We start from the raw sequence: 23,229 nt of genomic DNA, 5'->3' as shown, positions 1-23,229 counted from the left end.
GGCAGCGGCCCGGAGACGGCCGTTCAGACGAGCCACGCCCGTTCCTCGTCACTGAATCGGTTGACGGCTCCGCGGGTCGACATCGCCTTGTCGTACATTGCGGCCAAAGCGTCGAGCAGCGGCCTGTTCTGCGAATCCAGTTCGTTCTGGCGCGTCACGATCTCGTCGAGGCGCTCGGCGAGTTCGGCCAGTACTGCCGAACGATCGATCGTGGTGACCCGTCCGCCCTCAACCACGATGCGTCCGGCCACGATCACCGTGTCGATCGACGATCCGTTCTCGGAGTACACCAGTTGCCGATCGAGCTTCTGCCGAGGGGTGAACGCCATGGTCTCGAGGTCGAAGATCACCAGATCTGCTTGCATCCCGTCCTCGACCGAACCGACGGTGTCCTGAAGTAGTGCACTGCGGGCACCTCCGGCCGTGGCCGCATGCAGCACCTCGTCCACTCTCGGCCAGGTGGCGAAGTCCGGACTGGTGACCTTATGCAGCAGCGCAGCTGATTTCACGACGTCGAGCATCCGTGGAGAATCACTGCTCGAGCACCCGTCGGTTCCGAGTCCGAGGTTCACGCCGGCGTTACGCAGTGCACGCCACGGGGCGATTCCAGACCCGAGCTTGAGATTCGAGATCGGATTGTGCGAAATCGATGTGCCCGCCGAAGCGATCATCGACATGTCATCCTCGGTCAGCCAAATACCATGCGCCAAAGTGGTATTCGGCGACAGAGCACCGATCCTGTCCATGTACGCCACCAGAGAGCCGCCGTACATCTCGGTTCCTGTAACCAATTGCGTCTTGGTTTCGAGCACGTGTACGTGGCATTCGGCGTCGAATTCCTTCGCCAACTGCGTAGCACCGACCAGAAGATCCTCGCCGCACCGTTGCGGTGCCGAGGGCGCGACCATGTACCGCAGACGTCCGTTGCCTCGACCGTGATACTGCTCGAATGCCTGCCTGCTGAAGGCGAGATACTCCCCCGTCGTGGGAACGGGATGTGACAGGATCTCTGCGGTGATCTCCTTCGGTAGGTAGTCGACGACGAACGGCACGGTGTCGACGAAGGGCTTGCTGATCACGTGTCCGGAAATATTGGCTCTGATGCCGATCTGCTCGTACGCGTCGAACACAGCCGACAGCTGCGCCCAATCCTGAGTCGGGTTCTCCAGAACGTCGTCGACGATCGTGGTCACGCCCGCTTCGAGAGATTCGATCGCGAACAACGTGCTGCGGAGACGAACCAGATCGGGTTCGACGCGACTGTCGCCGAGAATCGGATAGGCCATGGCCATCCACATCTCGAGAGGCAAGTTGTCGTATCTGCCCTTGTAGAACGTCTCCCAGGAATGGGTATGTGCGTTGACGAAACCCGGTGTCACCAGCCGGTCGCGCCCGTCGATGATCGTGTCGCCCTCACGGGGTTCGAGATCACCGGCGATTGCGGTGACGACGTCGTTCTCGATCCGGATGCTGCGAACGATCGGCTCGGATCCGGTGTGCGCGTCCATGGTGATGACGTGCGCGTTTCTGATGAAGATTCCCATGTCTCTTTTCCTTGACTACGCGGTGCGATGACGGCGAGGAGCTATTCGACCGGCTGAGGTGCCGGAGCCTGCTCTTCGGGCTTTTGCTGACGAATCAACCACTGCCGATGTGACTTTCGTGCGAGAAGGTAGTAGGTCAACGCTGCAGCACTACCGCCGACGAGCCACGAGATGTCGAGACCACCGAGGGCCTGCGAGCCGAATCCCTGCAGCGCCGGGACCAGGCCGTTGAGGAACATCCAGGTGCCGAAAAGTCCCACCGCGAACGCCACGAGTGCACGCCAGTTGACGTCCTGGATCCTCTTCGAACCCACGTCGTCGAACAGATGGCCGTAACGAGTGCTGGAGCGCTCGAAGACGTAGTAGTGCACCAGCATGATCGCGCCCCACGTAGCCACCCACCCCACCACACCCACGAGCCAGGCGTCGAGGGTCTGCGCCGCATCTTCCTGGAACACGAAGAACACACTGGCGGCCAAGGCGAGAACACCGACGCACAGGTTCAACGTCCGCCGACTCAGTTTGATGTCGAGGGCCTGCGCCGTGACACCGAAGCTGTAGACGTTGAGGACGTTCGTGGCGATGGGTCCGTGCAGAACCAACAGCAACACCGGAATGGCGAGCGCACCGAAGTTCTCGACGATGAGCTTGCCTGGATCGACGGAGCCGTTGGTGGTGGCCAGCGTCGCGCCGAGCACACCGAGCCAGACGACGGGGATGAACTGTCCCAGCGCACTGACCAGGTACAGCTTGCGTCGCGGAACGCTGGTGCTCACGAACCGGGAGTAGTCCGCAGCATAGGTCAGCCACGTCAGGCCCCAGCCGATTCCGATGGCCGTCATCACGGCCGACATGGCGACGATGCGCTCGGTGCCGGCCAGGGCAACACCGTTCGGGCCGGAGTAACTCCAGTCGATGTCGAGGTAGAACCAGGCCACGATAGACATCAGAACCAGGACGATGACGGTGGGCGGCACCGTCCAGCGCTCGAACGCCGCGATCGCCCGGTACCCGGCCATGGAGATACCGACCTGAATTGCCATGATGGCAGCAGCGACCAGGACCTTCCATCCGACGTTCGCTGCATCCGGGTCGACCCAGCCGAGTTCACCGAACAGAGCCATCACCAGGTCGAGGACGATCCATGTGTTGACCGCGCACCAGCCGACGACCACCACGGCCTGGACGGCGGAGGGAACATAGTTGCCTCGACGACCGAAGACCGAACGGCCCAACAGCATTCCGGTCGTTCCCGTTCGTTGCCCCAGCAGAACGAAGAATCCGAAGATCGCCATTCCGATGACGTTGCCGAGGACGAGCACTGTCAGGGTATCGGCGAGGCCGAGGCCCATGCTGATGCCGAGCGCGCCGAGCACCCAGTTGATCGGTGCGATGTTCGCACCCGCCCAGATCCAGAACTGACCGGACAGCGCGGTGGTTCTCTGGCTCTCGGGAATCGGTTGCAGCGAATCCTCGACGTCGTGGGAATGTGTGGTCACCGTGAGCTCCTCGGGATGCGGTCGACCGGCAGTTCGGTCGGCCTGGTGAGAAGCCTGATGCCCGTGTGTTTCCCGAACCCTTACGTAATGTAAGCCACTCGTAACAGCGGGTGGACAAAATGTCACCTATGAATGTGCTCGACGCCTTCGATGACGTCTATCTGTCCGCGGCGCGACCCGAACTCGTCGCGGGAAGCCGCTCGTCGACGCGGTCTCTGCGGTGGGTTCATGCCAGCGAGCAACTCGACATCGCACCGCTCTTGCGCGGCGGGGAGCTGATTCTGATGGAGGGCGTGTACTTCGGCGCGTGTTCCGACGCCGATCTGGTGACGTACCTCGAGTCGATGAATGCCGCGGGAGTCGTCGGAATCGCGGTGGAGACGGGGGGAACCCTCGACGTCATTCCGCCGCTTCTGATCGAGCATGCCGAACGGATCGGCTTTCCAGTGGTGCATCTCCGACGCCGTGTGCCGTTCGTACAGGTATGCGAGAGCATCAACAGCCAACTCGCCGACTCCGCTCTGCGTCGGCTGCAGATGGCAAACCGTATGTCTCGGTTGCTGTCGGCATCGATCGAAACGGACGGAGCGGTGGACGCCGTTCTCGATGTGCTCGCCGTCGAGACTCGGTCGTCGGTGACGCTGCGTTCGGCCTCGGGAGATCTGATCGGGCAATCCGGACTCGTCACCGAGCCATCGGATTTCACCACATTCGAGGTACCCGTCACCAGTGGCGGTCGGGACGTCGCGGTGTTGACCGTGGCTCCCGGCCCCGATGCCGACATCTACTCGATCAACGCCGGCTTGGAGAGAGCTCCGGAAATCCTGTCGATCGCGTTGCTCAGCGCACGCCCGGCCAGGGTGGAAGACCGACTGCGTACCCGCTTCTTCTCACTGTTGTCAGCGATGAATTACCCTGCCTCCGATGTCACCGACCATCTCGACGGCGTCGCCGAGCGCATGGGTATGCCCGAGCACGACGCTTACCTGACAGTGTCGGTCGAATTCGACGACGACCCGGCCGCGGGCACGTTGCAGCGCACGCTGGGGTCGATGTCACCGAACAACTGGTGTCAGAAGATCGGCGACCGACACGTCGCGGTTCTCGGTTTCGCCGGCCAGGAGATGCTCGACGCTCAACGACCGGTTGTGCTGTCGATGTTGCAGGCGACGCAGCTGCGTATCCGGCGAGCAGGTGTCGGTCCGGGAGCCTCCGACCGCCACGGTCTGCGCCGGTGTTTCAACACGGCCACAGCAGTGCTCGCGCTGGACCTCGGCCCTCACGACCGCATCCGCGATGCACGCAATTTCGCCCTTGCCCTACTGGTGGAGTCGATGTCGGGGGAATCCACTGTGGAGAAGTTCGTCCACGATCAGATCGGACCATTGCTCGCTCACGATCGGGAGCGGCACGGAGAGTTGTTCGCGACCCTGCTGGCGTACATCACCCATTGGGGTAGCAAGACCGAGACCGCGAAAAGCCTTGGGATACAGAGGCAGACGCTCTATCAACGGCTCGACAGGCTGTTCGACGTTCTCGGGCCACTACCGGCAGGCTCCCCTCGATTCCCGGGGATCGCCACTGCGGTGTTTCTCGAACAGGCCCGCCGCCAAGGCAGTACCGGCCCCGGCGGCTGACCCGTCGACCGATCCTTTTCACACCTCGGCGTCGACCTTGTCCGTCTCGCCTCGGCGCATGGCCAGGTACTCGGAGAGTTCGCGCTTGACCACAGGCAACAGCAGGTACAGGCCCGTGATGTTGACCAACGCCAGCAGGAACAGGGTCGCGTCGGCGAAATCGAGCACAGAGCCGAGCGAGAGCACGGTTCCGATGACGGTGAACATGCAGAACATCACGTTGAAGAAGGTGCGCGAGAAGCGGCTGCGTCCGAACAACGACGTCCACGCCTGCAGTCCGTAGTAGGCCCAGGTGATGGCAGTGGACAGCGCGAACAGAGCCACCGCAAGAGTCAGCACGTACGGGAACCACGGCAGCACGGTCTCGAAGGCGTCGGAGGTGAGGGTGACACCTCCGGCGGGTAGCTCGCCGGTCTCGGCGACGATCGCGCGCTGGTCCTGCCAGGTGACGGTATTGGCGATCACGATGGTCAGTGCGGTCGCGGTGCAGATGACGACCGTGTCGATGAAGGGCTCGAGCATGGCCACGAAGCCCTCGGTGACCGGATGCCTGGTCTTGACGGCCGAGTGCGCGATGGCCGCCGAACCCAATCCGGCCTCGTTCGAGAACGCGGCGCGCTGGAATCCGATGATCATGACGCCGAGGACGCCGCCGGCCACACCCTCGGGCGAGAACGCACCCTCGAAGATCGCAGTGAACGCCGTGGGGACCGAACGGAAGTTGACGGCGATGACGACGCCGCACGCGACGATGTAGATCAGCGCCATGGTCGGTACGAGTTTGGCGGTCACCGCCGAGATCGATTTCATTCCGCCGATGATGACCAGTCCGATGATCAGCGCGACGACGATACCGAACACTGCTTTGGCTCCGTCGGAAGCGAGGAATCCATCGTCACCGCCGGTGACCGAACGGACCTGTGCGTACGTCTGATTGGCCTGGAACATGTTGCCGCCGCTGATGGCGAAGAACGTGATGACGATGGCATAGAAGACGGCCATGAACTTGCCGACCTTGGCGAGTCCCCGCTCTGCGAGACCCTTGGTCAGGTATTTCATGGGCCCACCGGAGACGGTGCCGTCCTCGTTGATGTCTCGGTACTTCACACCGAGCGTGCACTCGACGAACTTCGATGCCATGCCCAGCAGGCCTGCGAGGATCATCCAGAGGGTGGCACCCGGTCCGCCGAGCGTCACGGCGACGGCGACACCCGCGATGTTGCCGAGCCCGACGGTTCCGGACACCGCGGCGGTGAGAGCTCGGAAGTGGCTGACTTCACCGGGCGCGTCCGCCTCGTCCTCCTTGCCGCTGACGAGAATCAACGCTCGCTTGATTCCGCGGACCTGAATGAACTTGAACGCCACCGTGAAGACGACGGCACCGACGATGAGCCAGAGGACGATCAACGGAACAGCGGCTCCACCGATATTCACGGTGAAGAAAACGACATTCGACACGGCAGCGGAGATCGGATCGAAGGCGTTGTTGATCGCCGTCTCGATGGAGCTGATCGTGCCTCCGTCCGCGGCCAGTACATCGGTTACGAGGGGGTGAGAGCTCATGACTTCGAGTGAACAGCACGTGGACCGCAGAGGTCGCGATTTACCGAATTTAGAGTAACAATTTACGTGATCTTGACTAAAAGCCCGCAGGCTCACGCCGCAGATCTGGCGGGTATCCGTCTCAAAAGCACTGTTGCAGCATCCAGTACGACATGGCGGTCGTAGGTGAGGCGGTAGTCGTACATCGGGGTGCCGTCCTCGGCCGTGCCTCGCTCTACCGCGATGAGCGCCACGCTCGACATCGGAGCCACGATCACGATCGAACGTTCCAGTGCCAACGGCTCGTCCGCGCCCACGACCACAGTACGGAAGCTGGGTGCAGGAGGAGCGGCATGCGAGTCGAAGACAGCCATCAGCGCGGTACGTGCGGCAAGGTCTTCGAAGATAGCTTCGCGCGCAGGAGTCAGGCCGGTGGACGCGCTGACCGTCGCCAGTACGACGGTCGAGGAACCGGTGCCGTATGCACTGTGCAGCAAACTGTTCTCGATCGCGTCGAGCAGTGTCGAATCCGCGTGCCTGCGGGCACCGAGCGAATGGGTGAGCCCGTAGGGCGTGACCGCCACGGGGGCACGCACGGTCACCGTTCCATCCAGATCGAGCGAATGGACAGGCTTGAGCACCTCACCGAAATCCGGGAGAACGTCCGGCGCGCCGTAGAGGTATCCCTGCCCCAGAACGGCGCCCATCGCGCGCGCACAACTCTCGTGTTGCTCGGTTTCGATCCCCTCGGCCAGGACCAGGGCACCGGTGCGTTCGGCCTCGGCGGCAACGGCAGCAACGATGGCGGCGGTCTCGTTGCTCGAACGCCCCTGCACGAGTGTCATGTCCAGCTTGATCACGTCGGGACGCAGCAGTGGGATCAGCGCCAGGCTGGAAGAATCTGCTCCCACATCGTCGATGGCGACTCGCCACCCCAGGTTTCGAGCGTGCTCGGCCGCCCTCAGCAGACCGGCCGGATCACCCATCAGGTCTCGCTCGGTGATTTCGACGATGACGGACAGCCGCGCCGCGTCCGCGAGTATCGCCAGGTAGTCCCGAGGAGGCGGTGCATCGAGTGCGATGGGTTCGGCATTGACGAACAGTGCGAGCTGGTCGGGATAGCCGGACTCGACGGCACCGAGCAGCGCGCTGAGTCGGCACCGCCAATCGAAATCGGCAGTGACGCCCTGTGCCCGTGCCACGCCCAACAGTTCCGGCGGCGGAATCGGCGGACCGTCTCCGCAGGTCCGCACCAACGCTTCATACCCCACGACGGCGCGTCCGTCCAGCGTGACTATCGGCTGATAGACCGACGTGATGCCGATCGACATCGGCGATATCTCGGCACTCGTCGAACGTCGCTGCATGGGTGGGCCCTCCCTCGAATACTGATCGATCGGTCCCCACCCGGGGCATCATCATGCCCGACCGCACCGCGATGCCGATACCCCACTGCGGTCTGCGCCTCGATTCATTGGCTATAAGGTGCTCGAAGGACTCGACGAACGGCGGTGACCGATGGTGGGAGCGGACTCACGTCCTCGTGCCCCTCACGACCATCTCCTCGCGGGTCGATACCGACTGGGCACAGTGTTGGGGCGCGGCGGTATGGCCGACGTCGTGCACGCCGACGACCACGTTCTCGGCCGATCCGTAGCGGTGAAGATATTCCGCCACGGTGAGCCGCCGGATACTGCCCAGCGCATCGATGCAGAAATTCGGACTCTCGCATCGCTGTCGCACCCGGGTCTGGTGACGCTGTACGACGCGGGCACTGCACCCGATGCCAGCGGGGTGCCGGTGCCGTACCTGGTGATGGAGCTGATCGACGGTCCGACTCTGAGTGCGTATCGCCAGGGCCGAACAATGGACGGCGCCCACGTCGCTCGGATCGGATGCGAGTTGGCGGAGGCTCTCGCTTACATCCACGATCAGGGTGTGGTGCATCGCGACATCAAACCGGCCAACATCCTCGTTGCGCAGGCTCCGGACGTCGGCGTGGGACAGTGCGCCAAACTTGCCGATTTCGGCATCGCTCGTATCGTCGACGCCGAACGACTCACCGAGCACGGCACCACAGTCGGTACTGCGCACTACCTCAGCCCGGAACAGGCGACTGGTACGTCCGCAGGGCCACCGACGGACATCTACACGCTGGGGCTCGTTCTCATCGAATGCCTGACCGGCACAATGGTATTCGAGGGCAGCGCCGTGGCAGCAGCGGTGGCGCGCCTGCACCGCGATCCCGCCGTCCCCGAGGGGCTCGGATCGGACTGGCACGCACTGTTGACGGAGATGACATCCAGACGCCCGGAGGATCGACCGGCCGCAGCTGCGGTCGCCCACCGACTGCGCGGGCTCTCGCGAAGCACGACACCTCTTCCCCGCACTGCCGTGATGCCCGTTGAACCCACCAACATGGTTGCGCCCCCAGCAGTTCCAGCGTCGACCGAAGCAGAATCTCCGCGCCGACGATGGATGATCCCGGCGGCAGCGGCTCTGTTCGTTGCGCTGGGAGCGGCGATCGTCTGGGTCGCAGTCGACACGGGCGAGGAGCCGGAGCCCATGTCGCCGTCGACACCGACTCCGACACTCGTGGAGTCGACGACAGTCGCGCCCACACCACCCGCACCTGCGAGTTCGATTCCGGTCTTCTCGAACCCGCCCGAGCCGGCTCCCGTACCCACGACGAATCCGGTTCCGATCGAGCCCGCTGCGCCTGCACCGCTACCTCCGGGTAACGGAAACGGCAACTCCGGGAGCGGCAACGGCAATTCCGGCAACGGCAACTCGGGAAACGGCAACGGCAACGGCAATTCCGGCAACAGTGGGAACGGCAACGGCAATTCCGGCCGAGGGAACTGACCCGACGGCCGTCAACAGACAGGAGTGACGGTGACACACGTCGATACCCTCGTGGTGGGAGCGGGCATTTCCGGCTTGGTCGTTGCGACACTTCTGCATCGCGCCGGTCAGCGCGTCGTCGTTCTCGAGGCCAGAGATCGTGTGGGGGGTCGGGTGTGGACGATGCGGACCGACGAAAGCACACTCGACGTCGGTGCGTCCTGGATTCACGGAACAGACGACAACCCTCTCGCCGATGCCGTGCACGCTTTCGGAATGCGGACCGTCGAATTCACCGTCGGTAGCTACCAGCCGGACGGCAGGCCCATCGCGTACTACTCCCCCACCGGGGCCAGGTTGAGCGATGAGGCCGCCGCACAGTTCGGCGCCGATGTTCACCACTTCGACGAACTGTTCGCCACGACGATCGCGACGTCGTCCCCGGGAAAGTCGTTCGGTGACGCGGTGGAAGCAACTCTGACGCAGCTGGATTGGAACGACGACCGACTCGAACGAGTTCGCGAGTTTCTCGGACATCGAGCCGAGGAACAGTTGGGGGTGGGAAAAGATCTCCTCGACGTGCATGGTTTGGACGACGACGCCATCGAGGGCGACGAAGTCGTGTTCCCCGACGGTTACGACGAACTGTCCCTTCGCCTGGCCGAGGGACTCGACGTCCGGCTCGAACACGTGGTGACGCAGGTCCGCTGGGGTCGAGACGGAGTTCTGGTCGATACCGGGTCCGGGACGTTCTCGGCCGAGCGCGCTGTGGTGACGGTGCCGATCGGCGTACTGAAGTCTCCGGCGTTCACTGTGGAGCCTCCTCTACCGGAACCTGTTTCGGGTGCACTGGAACGACTGGAGATGAATGCCTTCGAGAAAGTGTTTCTCCAGTTCCCCAGCAAGTTCTGGGACGAGAACGTCTATGCCATACGACAACAGGGCGAAGCCGGGCGCTGGTGGCACTCCTGGTACGACGTGACCATGCCACCGGGACGTCCGACGCTTCTGACGTTCGCAGCGGGCGCGTGCGCGCAGCAGACTCGGCACTGGTCGGACGCACGCATCGCGGACTCGGTTCTCGAGGCACTGCGTGGCCTGTACGGCGACCGCGTCGTTACACCGGACAGCGTGTATGTCACTCGATGGCAGGACGATCCGTTCTCGTACGGTTCGTACTCGTACATGACGGTGGGTTCACGCACGCGCGATCACGACGACCTTGCCACTCCGATCGGAGATGTGCTTCACCTTGCCGGTGAGGCGACCTGGACCGATGATCCGGCAACGGTCACCGCGGCGTTGAAGTCGGGACATCGTGCGGCAGAACGCATTCTGGGGCGTCCGGTTCCGTTCGGCGACATTTGGGGTCCTACGGAGCACTGACAGCATGCACCGATGTCACGATCGGTCAGCTGATGCGAGGTGGTTTATGGCTCGATCTGATCGCCATCTCACAGATCACCATCGCCGCATACACGGTCTTTGCGTGGTCGCTCGGCACTCGGTTCTGACGCTCTCTTCAGAGTAAAAGGCGATTCGAGACCGACTTCCGCCGATTTGGCCCACACAACCGTGCGCCGGGTTTACGATGACGACTTCATCCAGGCGGATGACCCGTTCCTGGTGCGCGCCGCCATCCCCTGGTCGGTGCTTCGTCGGCGTTGCTGTCGACTCGGCAAGGTACGGGGGTGGGGCATGGTCTCGGACGTCATCGACTGCAGCACGGTCTTCGCACACGACATCGAGCAGGTATGCGGGGTCTTGAGCGCGGTCCAGTTGTTCCCACGCTACTTCCCCGGGCTCGACTACTGCATGCTCCGTGAATCCACGGACGGCTACCGATGCGGAGTCAATGGTGTCGAGCACGCCCTCGACCTGGTGGTGAACAGACGCAACCGGCCGATCATCACCATCGAGCATGTCGAGTCCGGCGGATTCATCAGATTCACCCTCACTGCGCGCTCGGCCGGCGAGACGAAGATCGATGTCACCGTGTTCAGAGCGGGGCTCGGCGGGTCCTACTCACCCCAACCCGAGCACAACCGCGCCGTGGTCGATTGGGTGATGGGTGGTCTGCGCCGACTGGACAACTCCCTGTCCGGAACCTCGACGTCGATCGTGTCCAATACCGGGGATTCGCGGTCGCTACCGCTGGCGATCATGAAGACGATGGTGGGAATCGGCGTCATTCGTGCTGCACGTCCGGACCGCGCGTACCGGCAGCTGAACTCGCTGGCGAAATGGGGCTTCACCCTGGGCGGGGGTTTCGCGGCCGCAGCAGCGAAGTCCCCGGACGAGATCGCCTTGATCGACGACCGAGGGACGCGGACCTTTGCGGAGATCCACCTCCGGTCGCACCGGATCGCGGCAGGTCTCGACGCGTCCGGAATCAGTCCGGGAAGCACCGTCGGAATTCTGGCCCGCAACCACTCGGCGATGATCGAGTGCACCGTCGCGTGCGGCATGCTCGGAGTCGAGGTGGTCCTTCTCAACACCGGTCTCGCTGCCCGCCAGATCGAGACGATCGCCGCCCGCCACCAGCTCCGAGTGCTGTTCGTCGACGACGAGTTCGACTCGATGGTGCGCTATCTGCCCGACGATGTGACCCGTGTGAGCCTGTCGTCCCATACCGCCGTTCCGCGTCGGCGCACCCTCGAACACTTCGTCGCAGCGCCGTCCGCCACGTTCACGAGGCCGGATCGACCCGGGTCGGTGGTCGTGTTGACCTCCGGAACCAGCGGGTCACCGAAGGGTGCGGTCCGTCCCACACCGAAGGGCTTCGGAACAGTGGCAGCCATGCTGTCTCGCATGCCCCTTCGGATGAACGAGAGGATGTTGATCGCGGCACCGATGTTCCACAGCTGGGGGCTGGCGGCACTGCAGATCAGCACTCCGCTGCGCGCCACGGTGATTCTCCAGGACCGATTCGATCCGGAGGAATGCCTGCGGGCGATCGAGGCGCATCGTTGTACCTCGTTGATCGCAGTTCCGATAATGCTGCAGCGGATACTCGACCTGCCAGACGAGGTCCGGTCACGCTACGACACGTCGAGCCTGCGAGTAGTCGCGTGCAGTGGGTCGGCATTGACCGGATCGACCGTCAGCCGATTCATGGACGTCTTCGGTGACGTCCTCTACAACTTCTACGGTTCCACCGAGGTCTCGTGGGCCACGATCGCTACCCCCGAAGACCTGCGCGCGGCCCCCGCCACCGCCGGGCGCCCTCCTCTGGGTACGACGGTCGCGGTGCTCGACGCGGACGGTACTGCCGTTCCGGTGGGAACCCTCGGCCGAATTTTCGTCGGCAACGACATGTTGTTCGACGGGTACACCAACGCCGAACCTCCGTCGACGGCATCCGCCCGCGGAGCTGCTCTGATGGATACCGGCGATCTCGGATACATCGACTGCAACGGACGGCTGTTCGTCTGTGGCAGGGACGACGAGATGATCATTTCCGGAGGCGAGAACGTCTTTCCCGGCCCGGTCGAGGATGCGATCGCCAATCTTCCTCAGGTCGGCGAGGTCGCGGTCGTCGGTGTGCCCGACAGTGAGTACGGGCAGCGTTTGGCCGCATTCGTCGTCGGCCGCGGATCGGCCGGCCTCGACGCGGACATGGTGCGTGCCTACATTCGGAATCGGTTGAGCCGCTTCTGCGTTCCCCGCGACATCACGTTCCTCGACGAACTGCCCCGAACGGCGACCGGCAAGGTGATCAAGAGGATGCTGATCGAGCCGCCTACCGCCGCTGGGATGTAACCTTCATTCGCAGGCACGGGCAGCGATGGCCAGACCCTGGTTGCCTATCACGCCGAACCGAACAGCCCCTCTGCCGATGCGTTTCAGCTTGGGCACCCTCGACGCCCACACACCGTGAGGATTTGCTCGATCGCCACCTCCTTCCGATCGTTCACTTAGTGCCGCGCTTTGTATTCACTGTCTCAGTTGCTTAACTATTCAGAATCTGAGACTGTTGTCCGCCGACATGGGAGGAGAGCGAATCGCTATGTCGAAGGCATCGGAAGACCTCCGGGACGGAAGTACGGCGCAGGACCGAGGCGCGCATTCTTCCTTCCTTCAGCTGTTCCTCGAAGCAACTCGCGCAGAACAAGTCTCCGACGACCCACAGCCTTCGCGCGACGACCGTGACGGTGGGCCGGTCTCTCTGCGCTGAGCAGATCGACAGAGACCGTGCATCCTGGTTTCATCACCCGAGCCGGTCCCAGGCCTGATAATCGACCACGACCGGTCGAGTTTTCGACGGTGAGGATCGGAGACTGTCATGGACACATCGTTGGCGCTGGTTGGCGTAGTCGCCGGCTTCGTCGTCGTTCTGGGTGCCTTCGTCGTCATCGCACGCATACTTCGCTCGCGCATGCGGCGCGGACGCTTCCACGGAATCGACAGTGCTGTCGGAGGATCGGCCTTCATGGGCGCGCCACGCGAGCGTGGGATCACTCCACCTGATCACGGTGATCCACGCACGGACACCGAACAGATCGAACCGTAGCCGAGTGCGCCTCCGCCTGCGATTCCGCTGAAACCCCCTGCCATGATCTGTCGACACCGCAGACGAAGGAGACGGAACACCATGATCGACGACGAGGCCACGAATCGGAACAGGGGACCGCGCTTCGAGGACGGGCTCGAGGTCCGTCGGAACGTGATGGGTGACGAGTACGTCGACAAGGCGTTTACCCATGCAGCGAACACCGACTCCGCTGCTTTGCAAGACTTCGTCACCGACACCGTGTGGGGCGGCGTGTGGACGCGGCCCGGACTCGATCACCGCAGCCGCAGCCTGCTCAACCTCGGAATTCTCATCGCGCTGCGCGCCCACGAGGAACTCGCAGGACACGTGCGCGGAGCTCTCCGCAACGGCCTCACCCGAACGGAGATCACCGAAACCGTCGTCCACACGGCCGGGTACTGCGGTGCGCCTGCTGCGCTGGCGGCGATGCGCGTCGTGCAGAAGGTGCTCGACGCCGAACTGGGTCCACTGACGCCTGCAAGGGACGACGAACGAGTCGAATGACTGATGACGGCACCCTCGCATAGTGCCCAAGAATTGGGTACACCGGATGCATGCCGGAACTACCCGAAGTAGAAAACGCCCGACAGGTCGTCGAAAAAGCTCTCGGTCGCGTCATCGTCGACATCGACGACACCGACACGTTCGAGTGCCGACCACACATGCCAGGAGATATTGCCCGTGCACTGACGGGCGGAAGACTCACCGAGGCGCGTCGACGAGGCAAGGCGATGTGGTGCGACACCGTCACGGCCGACGGCTCGAGCGGACCGACCCTGGGCATTCACCTCGGCATGGGTGGACGGGTCATCGTCACCGCTCCCGACGGTGAGCGAACGTCGCAGTACGGAGGTGGCGACCCTCATGTCGGTGAGCGCCCGACCGACAAGCCGGAGTGGACGCGGTTCTCCATGACGTTCGACGACGGTGGTCAGCTCCGACTCTTCGACAAGCGCCGCCTCGGCCGAGTTCGACTCGAACCCGACATCGACGCTCTCGGTCCGGACGCCGCGGAGATCACACGCGACGACTTCCGTCACCGAATCGGCTCCAGCGGTGCACCTCTCAAGGCACGACTGCTCGACCAAGCGGCAATAGCCGGAGTGGGCAATCTACTGGCCGACGAGGTGCTGTGGCAGAGCGAGCAATCCCCGTCCAGGCGGGCCAAGACGCTCACGACGGAGGAGCTCGACGAGCTTCGCGTTGTCCTGCGTCGTGCGATCAGAACAGCGATAAATAAGGGTGGTGTACACACCGGGGAGATCATTCCGTTCCGGAAAACGGATGCGGCGTGTCCTCGATGTGGTGCGCCGATGGCTCGCGGAACGGTGGGTGGCCGCACCACGTGGTGGTGTTCTCGAGAGCAATCCTGATCCGATCCATCACGCGGGAAGGTGCTCGATAGCGCTGTAGGACAGCAATTTTCACAATTGTCAAGCTCGATCGGATTCGGCACAATGCCGCCGGACGGCGTACGGTGATGACAGCTTCGGACGTAGCCGAGGCGCGAATTTCGCCGGAGGGTGCATGCTTTCGACCGCCGACACGGGTACAACGCGACACGTCACCTATCTGCCGCACCGTCATTGTTTCGCCGTCTGGCACAGCACACCGGGGGCGACGCTTGAAGGAGAGTCCACTCCCATCGAGCTCGCGGTTCCCGGCGCGGACGGAACCGTTGTCGTACGCACTGTGGACGCGCAACTCGTGGCAGCGAACGGTGGCGAGCTCCGAACCGCAGCCGGCTCTGCGGAAGGTCCATCGGCACGCGGATGGTTGGCGATCCTGGACCACGTCGAGCACAACCCCGACGTGAATGGGGTTCCTCGGGCGCTCGTCGATGCACTCCCGCCTGCGGCGCACGCGGTTCCCAACGCCGGCGGGTCCAGCGTATTGACGGCACACGGTGCCGCTGACGCACTCCGCGCCAGCCTGCACATTCAGAACCATCTGATCGAGCGTGCGTCGGCCTTCACGCCCAGGCCCTATCAAGTGCACGGTGCGGCCTGGATGCCGACCGTTCAGGAGGTCGGAGGCGGCGGAATCCTCGCCGACGAGATGGGGCTGGGCAAAACGCTCCAGGCCATTTCGCACATGATCGTCGGAGCGCGGAGAGGCGAGGGCAACTATCTGGTCGTGTGCCCGACGTCGTTGATCAGCAACTGGCGACGAGAAATCGAGAACTTCTCCGACGGCGATTTGGTCGTCAACGTATACCGCGGACCATCCCGCACCCTGGAGCACTGCGCCGACGCGGGCTCGGTGACGGTCACCGGGTACCCCACCCTGCGCACCGACATAGACCAATTGAGCGAAATATCCTGGAGCACAGTGTTCTTCGATGAGGCACACGTCATGAAGAACTCTCGGACCAAAATTGCTCGAGCAGCGCGTCGGCTGAATTCCACCACGCGCATCGCCCTGACCGGAACGCCCGTCGAGAACCGCATGGATGAACTCTGGGCCTTGATCGATCTCACCAATCCCGGCTTGCTCGGAACCCGAGCTCGGTTCACCCGACGATTCTCGGCACCCATCGAGCAGGGAGGCTCGGCGGCCGCACTCGCACAATTGTCGAATGCGATCGCGCCGGTCGTCCTCCGCCGGACGAAGGCCGAGGTTGCGGCAGATCTGCCGCCGAAGCACCATATCGATGTACTGTGTCCGATTTCGAACGAGCAAGCGTCGCTGTACAACTCGGCCGTCGACGAAGCATTCGATACCGGTTTCGGCACCAACCGCGGCCGTGGAACAGCAGTGCTGGCACTACTGACCTCGCTCAAACTGATCTGCAACCACCCGGGGCTCGTCAATGGCGACTTGTCCCGGTTGGCCGATCGCTCCGGCAAACTCGACAGGCTTACCGAGATCATCGAAGAACTTGCCGAATCGTCGGAGGCTGCGCTCATCTTCACTCAGTACCGCCGGACCGGAGAGATCCTGGCGGAGCATCTCGCAGGCATCACCGGAGCCCCGATTCCGTTCTTTCACGGCGGGCTCGACGTGGACAAGCGCGACAAGATGGTCGACGAATTCCAGAACAGCGACCGATCCCCCGTCATGGTTCTCAGTCTGAGGGCGGCGGGGTACGGCCTCAATCTCACCCGTGCCAGCACGGTGATTCACTACGACCGATGGTGGAACCCTGCGGTCGAAGCGCAGGCCACCGACCGGGTTCACCGAATCGGACAGAAGTCGAGGGTGACGGTCATGGCACTCACGACGGAGGGAACACTGGAGGAGCACATCGCTTCACTCCATACCCGGAAGAAAGCGATCGCTGGTTTGACCGAGAGCAACAACGAGTTGGCTCTGGCGGCGCTCGACGACTCGACGTTGCGAGAAACGCTGTCGCTGCGGGCGGTGTCGCGCTGATGTCCACAACACCGCAGCCTGCGGCCTTCGGGTCGACGCCGTGGGGTAAGGACTGGGTCCGGCGAGTCGAACCCATTGCCGCCACCCGGCCGAACCCGATGCTGCCGCGGGCACGAAGCCTCGTGCGCAACGATTCAGTAGCCGTGGACCACAGCAAGATCGGCCAGTTCCGGTGCGTCGTGTCCGCGGGCAAGAAGGTCGAGACCGCCGTGATTTCCCTCCCCCGCTACGCAGCAGCCGAGCGGAAGTCGGTGCTGCACGTCCTCGCCCGCCACGCGCGCGGGGGTGCAACCAGCGGTGACCTCCCCGACGAGGTCCACGCCGAACTCGTCGCGAGCAAACTGTCCCCAGTGCCCGACGCCACCGTAACGTCCTGCAGCTGCTCCGGAAGAATCGACCCGTGCCTCCACGTGACGGCCGCTACCTACGCCATCGGTCTGATCGTCGATCAGATGCCGACGTCGGCATTGGCCGTCCGCGGAGTCGATCTGTCGGCGACAACTGGGTCAACGGACTTTCCTCGACGCTGGATGCCGATCGAGAGTGTCGACGCCGGATCGTACTTCGGCTGAGCGGACAACTTCTCACCGTGTGAATCCGGGCTGTGTCGGGTGGCAGGTCAGCCTGTTCACCCGAGCAAGTACGAGCGTCGTGCGTCCCTACCCAGCCACGTGGAAGTTCAGTGTGAAGATTGACTTCAACTCTGAAACTGCGCAGTCCGGCTGCTATTCGCATCGAGGTGGGCGCGTCCTCGTTGTAAGGTGGGCCACGGGTTGTAGGGCCCTTCACGAGGGCGGGTAGAGATTATGAGCACAACCGAGCCACGGTCCTGGTTCGATCGTGCGCGCCGTACCCGCCGCGTCTGGCGTTCGACGGCCTATCAAGGCGATCCAGTGCGGTCCGATGCCGTGATAGTCGAAGGGCTCGCGACGATAAGCGCATTATGCGCGGTGCTTTTCGGTTGCGTCTCCGTGTGGATGACGTCAGGTCAAAATCTGCACTTCGCGTGGTGGTCCAGAGCTTTCACCCTGCTGGTGACCGCGATCGCCTGCGCGACGTATTGCGCGCTCCACACTCGCTGCGCAACCTGGTATTACCGCAACACCGACGTCGTAACTCTGATAGCTGCGTTCTTGTTCGTCACCAGTCCCGCTCTCGGCTACGCCAGTGCGCAGGACGTGTACCCAGCATTCGGACTCGTGTTGGCAGTCGTGGCGTTCGCGGCTGTGCTGCAACGTCGGTCCCACGTCATTGCCCTGACCGCGACCACGATGGTTGCTTGGATTGCGATGGCCGTCGCGTATGGGACGGATGTCGGTGCTCAGACCTTTGCAGTATCGGTGATTCGGACGGTCCTCGTCATCGCGATCATCCATTACATTCGGATCAAGACCATCGATCTGCTGTGGGAAAAGTATCGCTTGGTCGATGAGGCCCGTGCTCGCGCAGACTCCCTGTCTCACCGGGATGATCTGACCGGACTGTTCAATCGCCGAGGTCTCTATCGACGCGCGCTGATCGAGTTGGCGTCGTCTGTCCAGACGTCGGTGCCCGTCGCCGTCCTCTACCTGGACGTCGACGGCCTCAAGAAGGTGAATGATGCGTCAGGGCATGATGCGGGAGACGCGGCACTGATTCGTCTCGCAGCCGCTCTCTCGTCCGCGTTCCGACCTGACGACATCATCGCCCGAGTCGGCGGTGACGAGTTCGTCGTCGTGTTGCCAGGAGCTGACCAGGTAGAAGCAATTGCCTTGGGCAACGACGCCCTGTCGGTGTTGACGACGGCGGACGTCTCGGCGAGCGTGGGTGTTGCAGAGTGGACCCCTGGTCCCGTCGCGCCCGACCTCGACGAGATGATCAAACGCGCAGACGAAGCGATGTACCGCAACAAATCGCGGCACTGACCTCTCCCGTTATCCAGGCCGTACTTCCCCGCCCGACGAGACGTACTTCAATCCGTCAGGACGTCGCTTCGACTGCCAGTCGAGCAAGTGTGTCGTTCAACTGATCCTCGGTGACCAGCGGGAACTTGATCTGCTCGAGCAACTTCTTGTCTGTGACCTTGGACCAGTCGTAGGTGTGGCGGACCAGCGTCTCGTTCGGACCCTGAGATTCGAGTTCCCACAACCACTCCCATCCGGGCGGCTCGTTGCCGGCGGGTGCGGTCTTCCATGCGACCAGCTTGTCCTTGATGTAGCCGGTCACGTGGTTGTCGGTCTGGTACTCGCCGCCCATGTGATCGCCCTGCATGTTCATTGTGAACTTCTCACCGACCTTCTGAATCCGGTCGGCGTGGTCCACGCTGCGTACGAACCCGGATCCATCGAGCGCCTGATGCCGCTCGGGATTGGACAGGACGTCGAAAACAGCGTCGACGGGAGCTTCGATGGTCCGTTCGACTGTGAGCTTTGCGTTGTCGGTCATATCTTCTCTGTGCCCAGTCGACGAGCTCCCCAATCATGGCTACGCCCGAGAGTCGATGCACAGTGCAGCCTGCCCGGTGAGGAACCTCCGATGGCGCGGTCAGTCGGCCAGAGTCTCGACGGATGACGCTTCAGGTGCCGACGGGACCCATGGCTTCAGAGGCTGCACCACATCGCGATAGAAGGCGTCGAGACCGTCGGTCACACTTCCGATGAAGCCGGCCGCGGAGCCCGAGCGCTTGCTGCCCATCTTGGTCGGTGACGTCAGCGTGAAGTACTGCAACTCGCTGACCCGGCCTGCGGTCAACGACTTGGCATCCGCTCGCACGGTCGCCAGGTTCTCGCACGATATTTCGCTTGCGTCCGCGAACACGGCTTCGACCAGGATGTCGGCGGGAGCGTTCTTCAGTTGCTCGAGCAACCATGACGTTCGTCGAAGCGCGGTCCCGTCGGTCGGTGCGTCGATAGCGGTACTGCACTGAATCTTGTTGGTACGCATATCAGCTTCGACAGTGACATCTCCGGCGGCATCCGGGATGCGCAACGTGGCCGAGAGGCACCCGGAGGCAACAAGCTGTTCGACGATGTACTCGTTGCGCGCCTGGGGATCTCCGCTGAACTTCCTCGGGAGGTGATGCTTAACCAGAACGCCGAGATCGGCGGTCATCCGCAACGCCAGGTGCCTGGACAGCGATGCCCATGTGTTCGCCACCGACAAGGCTTTGACATCACTCGAACGGAGGGTTCCGGCGGTGACGGAGTCACGAACTGCCACCCAGTGCCGACCCATGTCGACGAACTCCGTCGCGCCGGATTTCGGGTGCGTCAGATACCGGACGAATTCACTCAGAATCCAGACCTGCAGTGAGTCGGCAAGGTCGCCGTGAGACAACAACATTCGGGCCTCGTGAATCACCTCGGACCACGAGATATGCCGCAGCGATACCTTGTTCAGCTTGATCTTGTTCACCTGGACCGGGAGCTCACCGGCGGACGCCGGTATGTCGTTGGACAAACTCAGAACGGTCTCGTACCTGTGTCGTTTCGCAACATCGAGGTAGTTCTCGAGCTGCTCTTTCTGTAGCTTGCCGGTCCCGGTCTTCACTTCCAGCAACGCGGTCCACACTTGGCCCGCGCGCGACACTCGGAACACACCGTCGGGGATGACCTTGCCCTCGCCCTGGACGAACTGCACTTCGAGGTAGCCCTCGAAGGGACCGGATGGAGCTCCCGCATGCGCGCAGATTGCGCGAGCGAAGGGACGAACCGCCTGCATCGTCGCGATCAGTGCCGAGGTGGCCCTCTTCTCCTGCTCCTCACCGGATCCGACACCGGAAACGGAGAACAGGCGAGCTGTCTGCCACCCGTCTCCCCCAGCCAGGGTGAACTGAGGCGGCGTGACCTTCTTGGCAATCGGCTTCTTGGTGCGAACGCCGCGTTTCGGCGGTTCGACATCGACGACCGAGACGTCGACGATCTCACCGGTCGTATCGACGGCCCGCACATGAGAGTCAGCGACCTCGACAACGACCACATCGTTCACTGACGCTTCGAGCTCGCTGTCGTCCACGTCGACACCGAAGTCCTGTGCCAAACCACCCAATCCGGATTCCCAGCCCTGCCCGACTGCGCGTAGTTTCCACTCGCCGTTTCGCCGGTACACCTCCCCGAACACCAACGCACGTTCCGACGACACATCTGCGGTGAGGAACTCCCCGAGCACCGAACCGGTTTGATCCCGCACCTGCATCGACAGTTTCCCGAAGTCACCCAACGGAACATCGTCGGAGCTGCCCGCGATGACCACCTTGTCGACTTCGGCTGCGAGAGAATCGAGATGGATCGACACTCGCTCCTGTTTGCCTTCGTCCGTGCTACTGCGCCCGCGGTAGCGTACGGTCGCGTCCTCGGACTCCGGCTGGTTGTAGAAGACGAAGTCTGCATCGGACCGAACGTGCCCGCTCGAATTCACCAGCAGCGCAGACGCATCGAGATCTCGCTCCGGGTCGACCCAGGACACGATGACATCCAACTCGGTCACGTCGTCCGGCAGGGAAATGTTCTGTCCTTTGACGAGAATGGGTGAACTCACGCTGACACGCTCCTGTCGGACAAAACGGACTCCAGCTGCTCACCCTATGCATCGCGAGGCAGTGCGAGTCGTCCTCGCTCGACATTCATTCATTCGACCTACTGCACGCAAGGTGGGCACCGCCAACCCGGATCAAGACACTCGGGAGTCTCTGCGCAGGTGAGCGCCTCTCTGGGTTATATTCGCACCGTGTCCGACGGTCAGAGGATGCGACTCAAGAATTGTTGTGTACGAGCAATTTTGGGGTTGTCGAAGAACTCGCCGGGAGGCACCTCTTCCTCGATCTTTCCGTCGCTCATGAAGACGACCCTGTCTGCGGCCGCTTTCGCGAAGCCCATTTCGAGCGGTGCAGAGATTCTCGGATCACCGAATCACACAATGCACCGGTCGATTTCGTGCATTCGTCAAATCTGGCTGCAGTCAGATTGGTTGCGGACGCCCCCAAGCGGGGGCTCGTCGCGTTCACCGAATCGGTCGCCCACCATCTGATCCTCGACGACTCGGCCTACGAGTGTGAGCAGCAGGAACGGTTTGTCTGCTATCCACCGCTGCGCTCGGCCGAGGTGGTCGAGGAACTCGGGCGTCACCTGTTCACCGGACACATCACCACCATCGGTTCCGACCATTGCTGCTACGACACCGCGCAGAAGCAGGTGCACAGCCACGACGTGCGGCATATGCCCCAACGGACTGCCCGGAGTCGAGACGCGTCTTCCGGTGATCTACTCACACTATGTAGACCGATTCGGTCTGACTGCAAGCAGATTCGTCGAGTCGACCTCGGCGAATCCAGCGCGCACCAATGGTCTTTATCCACGCAAGGGATCACTGATGCCAGGATCCGACGCCGCCATCGCAATCGCGGACGCCACCTCGAAGCAACACCACTCGACTTCGGTGGAGCCTTCAGTATGTGAATCTCGTCCACGGACGATCCGATCGACACGCAGTACAGTCCCCGCTCATGAACTATCGGCAGTGGGAGCGAGCAACCGAATGGCCGCTTGCCGGATCGGCTCTGACGTTCCTCGCGATCTACACCTGGACTGTGCTGAGCCAGCCGACCGGCACGGGGGCACACATCGCCGAGTACGCGATCCTCGGGATCTGGGCATTGTTCGGGATCGACTACCTCGTGCGACTCACCCTTGCGGAGCAACGCACGCGCTGGTTTTTTCTGCACCTACACGAGCTTGCGATCGTCGCGCTGCCGGTACTGCGCCCGCTACGACTGCTCCGCCTTCTCACCTTGGTGAGCCTGCTGCAACGCTCGATCGGTGGCGCTCTCCGTGGGCGGGTAGTCACCTATGCCGTCGCCGGAACCCTGATGCTGATTTTTGTCGCGTCACTCGCGATGTTCGACGCCGAACGCGCCGCACCGACCGGGACCATCAAGACCTTCCCGGACGCCTTGTGGTGGGCAATTACGACTGTCACCACAGTCGGCTACGGGGACTACTCGCCCACTACAGCGACTGGCCGACTCATCGCCGTCGGACTGATGGTGGCTGGCATCGCATTGCTCGGTGTCGTGACGGCCACCTTTGCGTCATGGCTCGTCCAGAAGGTCGCCGAACAGGACGACGCGAACCAGTCCGCGACTCAGCAACAGGTGGCCGAGCTTACCTCCCAAATCGCTGCACTACGAACAGAACTCGCGTCGCAGAACACACAACGACAGTGATCGCGTTCTGCGCCGCAGGAGTCACCGTCGGCGAGTTCAGCTGCCTCGCCGTTTT

Annotated in this window: 18 protein-coding genes and 2 pseudogenes; 12 read left to right on the top strand and 8 right to left on the bottom strand. The window is 62.8% G+C overall.

The annotated features are described in order from the left end of the window. Positions 1-23: 23 nt before the first annotated feature. On the bottom strand, positions 24-1,544 hold the full coding sequence (locus tag R4P57_RS15425) for an amidohydrolase (protein WP_317803710.1): 1,521 nt from the start codon (positions 1,542-1,544) through the stop codon (positions 24-26). A gap of 41 nt (positions 1,545-1,585) precedes the next feature. Further along, positions 1,586-3,043 (bottom strand): cytosine permease, encoded by a 1,458-nt coding sequence (locus R4P57_RS15420; protein WP_317803709.1) that lies wholly within the window; start codon positions 3,041-3,043, stop codon positions 1,586-1,588. 128 nt (positions 3,044-3,171) lie between these two features. On the opposite strand from R4P57_RS15420, the gene R4P57_RS15415 reads away from it, so the two are divergent. Next, positions 3,172-4,680, top strand: coding sequence for a PucR family transcriptional regulator (locus R4P57_RS15415; RefSeq protein WP_317803708.1), 1,509 nt, complete (start codon positions 3,172-3,174; stop codon positions 4,678-4,680). A gap of 18 nt (positions 4,681-4,698) precedes the next feature. Here R4P57_RS15415 and R4P57_RS15410 read toward each other — a convergent pair whose 3' ends face one another. Further along, the gene (locus R4P57_RS15410) at positions 4,699-6,243 is read right to left on the bottom strand and encodes an alanine/glycine:cation symporter family protein (protein WP_317803707.1); all 1,545 of its coding nucleotides are present in this window, start codon (positions 6,241-6,243) and stop codon (positions 4,699-4,701) included. Positions 6,244-6,335: 92 nt separating this feature from the next. Next, complete coding sequence (locus tag R4P57_RS15405) at positions 6,336-7,589, bottom strand: EAL domain-containing protein (protein WP_317803706.1); 1,254 nt, start codon at positions 7,587-7,589, stop codon at positions 6,336-6,338. A gap of 151 nt (positions 7,590-7,740) precedes the next feature. Between R4P57_RS15405 and R4P57_RS15400 the strand changes: the two genes are divergently transcribed. The 9 genes from R4P57_RS15400 (at position 7,741) to R4P57_RS15360 (ending at position 18,879) form a co-directional block, all read left to right on the top strand. Continuing rightward, complete coding sequence (locus tag R4P57_RS15400) at positions 7,741-9,087, top strand: serine/threonine-protein kinase (RefSeq protein ID WP_317803705.1); 1,347 nt, start codon at positions 7,741-7,743, stop codon at positions 9,085-9,087. Between the two features lie 30 nt (positions 9,088-9,117). Further along, the gene (locus R4P57_RS15395; RefSeq protein ID WP_317803704.1) at positions 9,118-10,452 is read left to right on the top strand and encodes an NAD(P)/FAD-dependent oxidoreductase; all 1,335 of its coding nucleotides are present in this window, start codon (positions 9,118-9,120) and stop codon (positions 10,450-10,452) included. Positions 10,453-10,764: 312 nt separating this feature from the next. After that, the gene (locus R4P57_RS15390) at positions 10,765-12,828 is read left to right on the top strand and encodes an AMP-binding protein (RefSeq protein ID WP_317803703.1); all 2,064 of its coding nucleotides are present in this window, start codon (positions 10,765-10,767) and stop codon (positions 12,826-12,828) included. A 523-nt stretch (positions 12,829-13,351) separates the two neighbouring features. Beyond that, the gene (locus R4P57_RS15385; protein ID WP_317803702.1) at positions 13,352-13,579 is read left to right on the top strand and encodes a hypothetical protein; all 228 of its coding nucleotides are present in this window, start codon (positions 13,352-13,354) and stop codon (positions 13,577-13,579) included. 81 nt (positions 13,580-13,660) lie between these two features. After that, positions 13,661-14,104, top strand: coding sequence for a carboxymuconolactone decarboxylase family protein (locus R4P57_RS15380; protein ID WP_317803701.1), 444 nt, complete (start codon positions 13,661-13,663; stop codon positions 14,102-14,104). Between the two features lie 50 nt (positions 14,105-14,154). After that, a complete protein-coding gene (locus tag R4P57_RS15375) occupies positions 14,155-14,973 on the top strand; it encodes an Fpg/Nei family DNA glycosylase (RefSeq protein WP_317803700.1) in 819 nt (272 codons plus the stop codon). A gap of 154 nt (positions 14,974-15,127) precedes the next feature. Next, positions 15,128-16,975 (top strand): DEAD/DEAH box helicase, encoded by a 1,848-nt coding sequence (locus tag R4P57_RS15370; protein ID WP_317803699.1) that lies wholly within the window; start codon positions 15,128-15,130, stop codon positions 16,973-16,975. Beyond that, positions 16,975-17,547: a hypothetical protein gene (locus R4P57_RS15365; protein WP_317803698.1), complete on the top strand. Its 573-nt coding sequence runs from the start codon at positions 16,975-16,977 to the stop codon at positions 17,545-17,547. Before R4P57_RS15370 ends, R4P57_RS15365 begins: the two co-directional genes overlap by 1 nt. A gap of 405 nt (positions 17,548-17,952) precedes the next feature. Further along, positions 17,953-18,879 carry a GGDEF domain-containing protein gene (locus R4P57_RS15360; RefSeq protein WP_317803697.1) on the top strand — a complete coding sequence of 309 codons (927 nt, stop codon included), beginning with the start codon at positions 17,953-17,955 and terminating at the stop codon, positions 18,877-18,879. 55 nt (positions 18,880-18,934) lie between these two features. Here the strand turns inward: R4P57_RS15360 and R4P57_RS15355 are convergent, their stop codons facing one another. The 4 genes and pseudogenes from R4P57_RS15355 to R4P57_RS15340 all read right to left on the bottom strand — a co-directional run bounded on the left by R4P57_RS15355 (position 18,935) and on the right by R4P57_RS15340 (position 22,155). Continuing rightward, positions 18,935-19,399, bottom strand: coding sequence for an SRPBCC family protein (locus tag R4P57_RS15355; protein ID WP_317803696.1), 465 nt, complete (start codon positions 19,397-19,399; stop codon positions 18,935-18,937). Positions 19,400-19,498: 99 nt separating this feature from the next. After that, positions 19,499-21,490 carry a TerD family protein gene (locus R4P57_RS15350; RefSeq protein ID WP_317803695.1) on the bottom strand — a complete coding sequence of 664 codons (1,992 nt, stop codon included), beginning with the start codon at positions 21,488-21,490 and terminating at the stop codon, positions 19,499-19,501. Positions 21,491-21,690: 200 nt separating this feature from the next. Beyond that, positions 21,691-21,831, bottom strand: a pseudogene (locus R4P57_RS15345) (ectoine/hydroxyectoine ABC transporter ATP-binding protein EhuA); the annotation flags it as partial. Between the two features lie 63 nt (positions 21,832-21,894). Next, complete coding sequence (locus R4P57_RS15340) at positions 21,895-22,155, bottom strand: hypothetical protein (RefSeq protein WP_317803694.1); 261 nt, start codon at positions 22,153-22,155, stop codon at positions 21,895-21,897. Positions 22,156-22,207: 52 nt separating this feature from the next. Here R4P57_RS15340 and R4P57_RS15335 point away from each other — a divergent pair. Together R4P57_RS15335 and R4P57_RS15330 are read left to right on the top strand one after the other, a co-directional pair. Then, positions 22,208-22,306 (top strand): annotated as a pseudogene (locus tag R4P57_RS15335) (hypothetical protein); the annotation flags it as partial. A gap of 148 nt (positions 22,307-22,454) precedes the next feature. Then, positions 22,455-23,174: a potassium channel family protein gene (locus R4P57_RS15330; protein ID WP_317803693.1), complete on the top strand. Its 720-nt coding sequence runs from the start codon at positions 22,455-22,457 to the stop codon at positions 23,172-23,174. The last annotated feature ends 55 nt before the right edge of the window (positions 23,175-23,229 follow it).

It is taken from the genome of Rhodococcus sp. IEGM 1330 (assembly GCF_033142445.1).
In the GTDB taxonomy this organism is placed as follows: Bacteria; Actinomycetota; Actinomycetes; order Mycobacteriales; family Mycobacteriaceae; genus Rhodococcoides.
Note: the sequence above shows the minus strand (reverse complement) of the source record. Positions and strands in the feature narration are given on the sequence as shown.

Coding starts and splice junctions, on each gene's coding strand:
- R4P57_RS15370 (WP_317803699.1), top strand. CDS start 15,128: ATGCTTTCGACCGCCGACACGGGTACAACGCGACACGTCACCTATCTG.
- R4P57_RS15360 (WP_317803697.1), top strand. CDS start 17,953: ATGACGTCAGGTCAAAATCTGCACTTCGCGTGGTGGTCCAGAGCTTTC.
- R4P57_RS15385 (WP_317803702.1), top strand. CDS start 13,352: ATGGACACATCGTTGGCGCTGGTTGGCGTAGTCGCCGGCTTCGTCGTC.
- R4P57_RS15380 (WP_317803701.1), top strand. CDS start 13,661: ATGATCGACGACGAGGCCACGAATCGGAACAGGGGACCGCGCTTCGAG.
- R4P57_RS15415 (WP_317803708.1), top strand. CDS start 3,172: ATGAATGTGCTCGACGCCTTCGATGACGTCTATCTGTCCGCGGCGCGA.
- R4P57_RS15405 (WP_317803706.1), bottom strand. CDS start 7,589: ATGCAGCGACGTTCGACGAGTGCCGAGATATCGCCGATGTCGATCGGC.
- R4P57_RS15410 (WP_317803707.1), bottom strand. CDS start 6,243: ATGAGCTCTCACCCCCTCGTAACCGATGTACTGGCCGCGGACGGAGGC.
- R4P57_RS15390 (WP_317803703.1), top strand. CDS start 10,765: ATGGTCTCGGACGTCATCGACTGCAGCACGGTCTTCGCACACGACATC.
- R4P57_RS15355 (WP_317803696.1), bottom strand. CDS start 19,399: ATGACCGACAACGCAAAGCTCACAGTCGAACGGACCATCGAAGCTCCC.
- R4P57_RS15375 (WP_317803700.1), top strand. CDS start 14,155: ATGCCGGAACTACCCGAAGTAGAAAACGCCCGACAGGTCGTCGAAAAA.
- R4P57_RS15330 (WP_317803693.1), top strand. CDS start 22,455: ATGAACTATCGGCAGTGGGAGCGAGCAACCGAATGGCCGCTTGCCGGA.
- R4P57_RS15365 (WP_317803698.1), top strand. CDS start 16,975: ATGTCCACAACACCGCAGCCTGCGGCCTTCGGGTCGACGCCGTGGGGT.
- R4P57_RS15425 (WP_317803710.1), bottom strand. CDS start 1,544: ATGGGAATCTTCATCAGAAACGCGCACGTCATCACCATGGACGCGCAC.
- R4P57_RS15400 (WP_317803705.1), top strand. CDS start 7,741: ATGGTGGGAGCGGACTCACGTCCTCGTGCCCCTCACGACCATCTCCTC.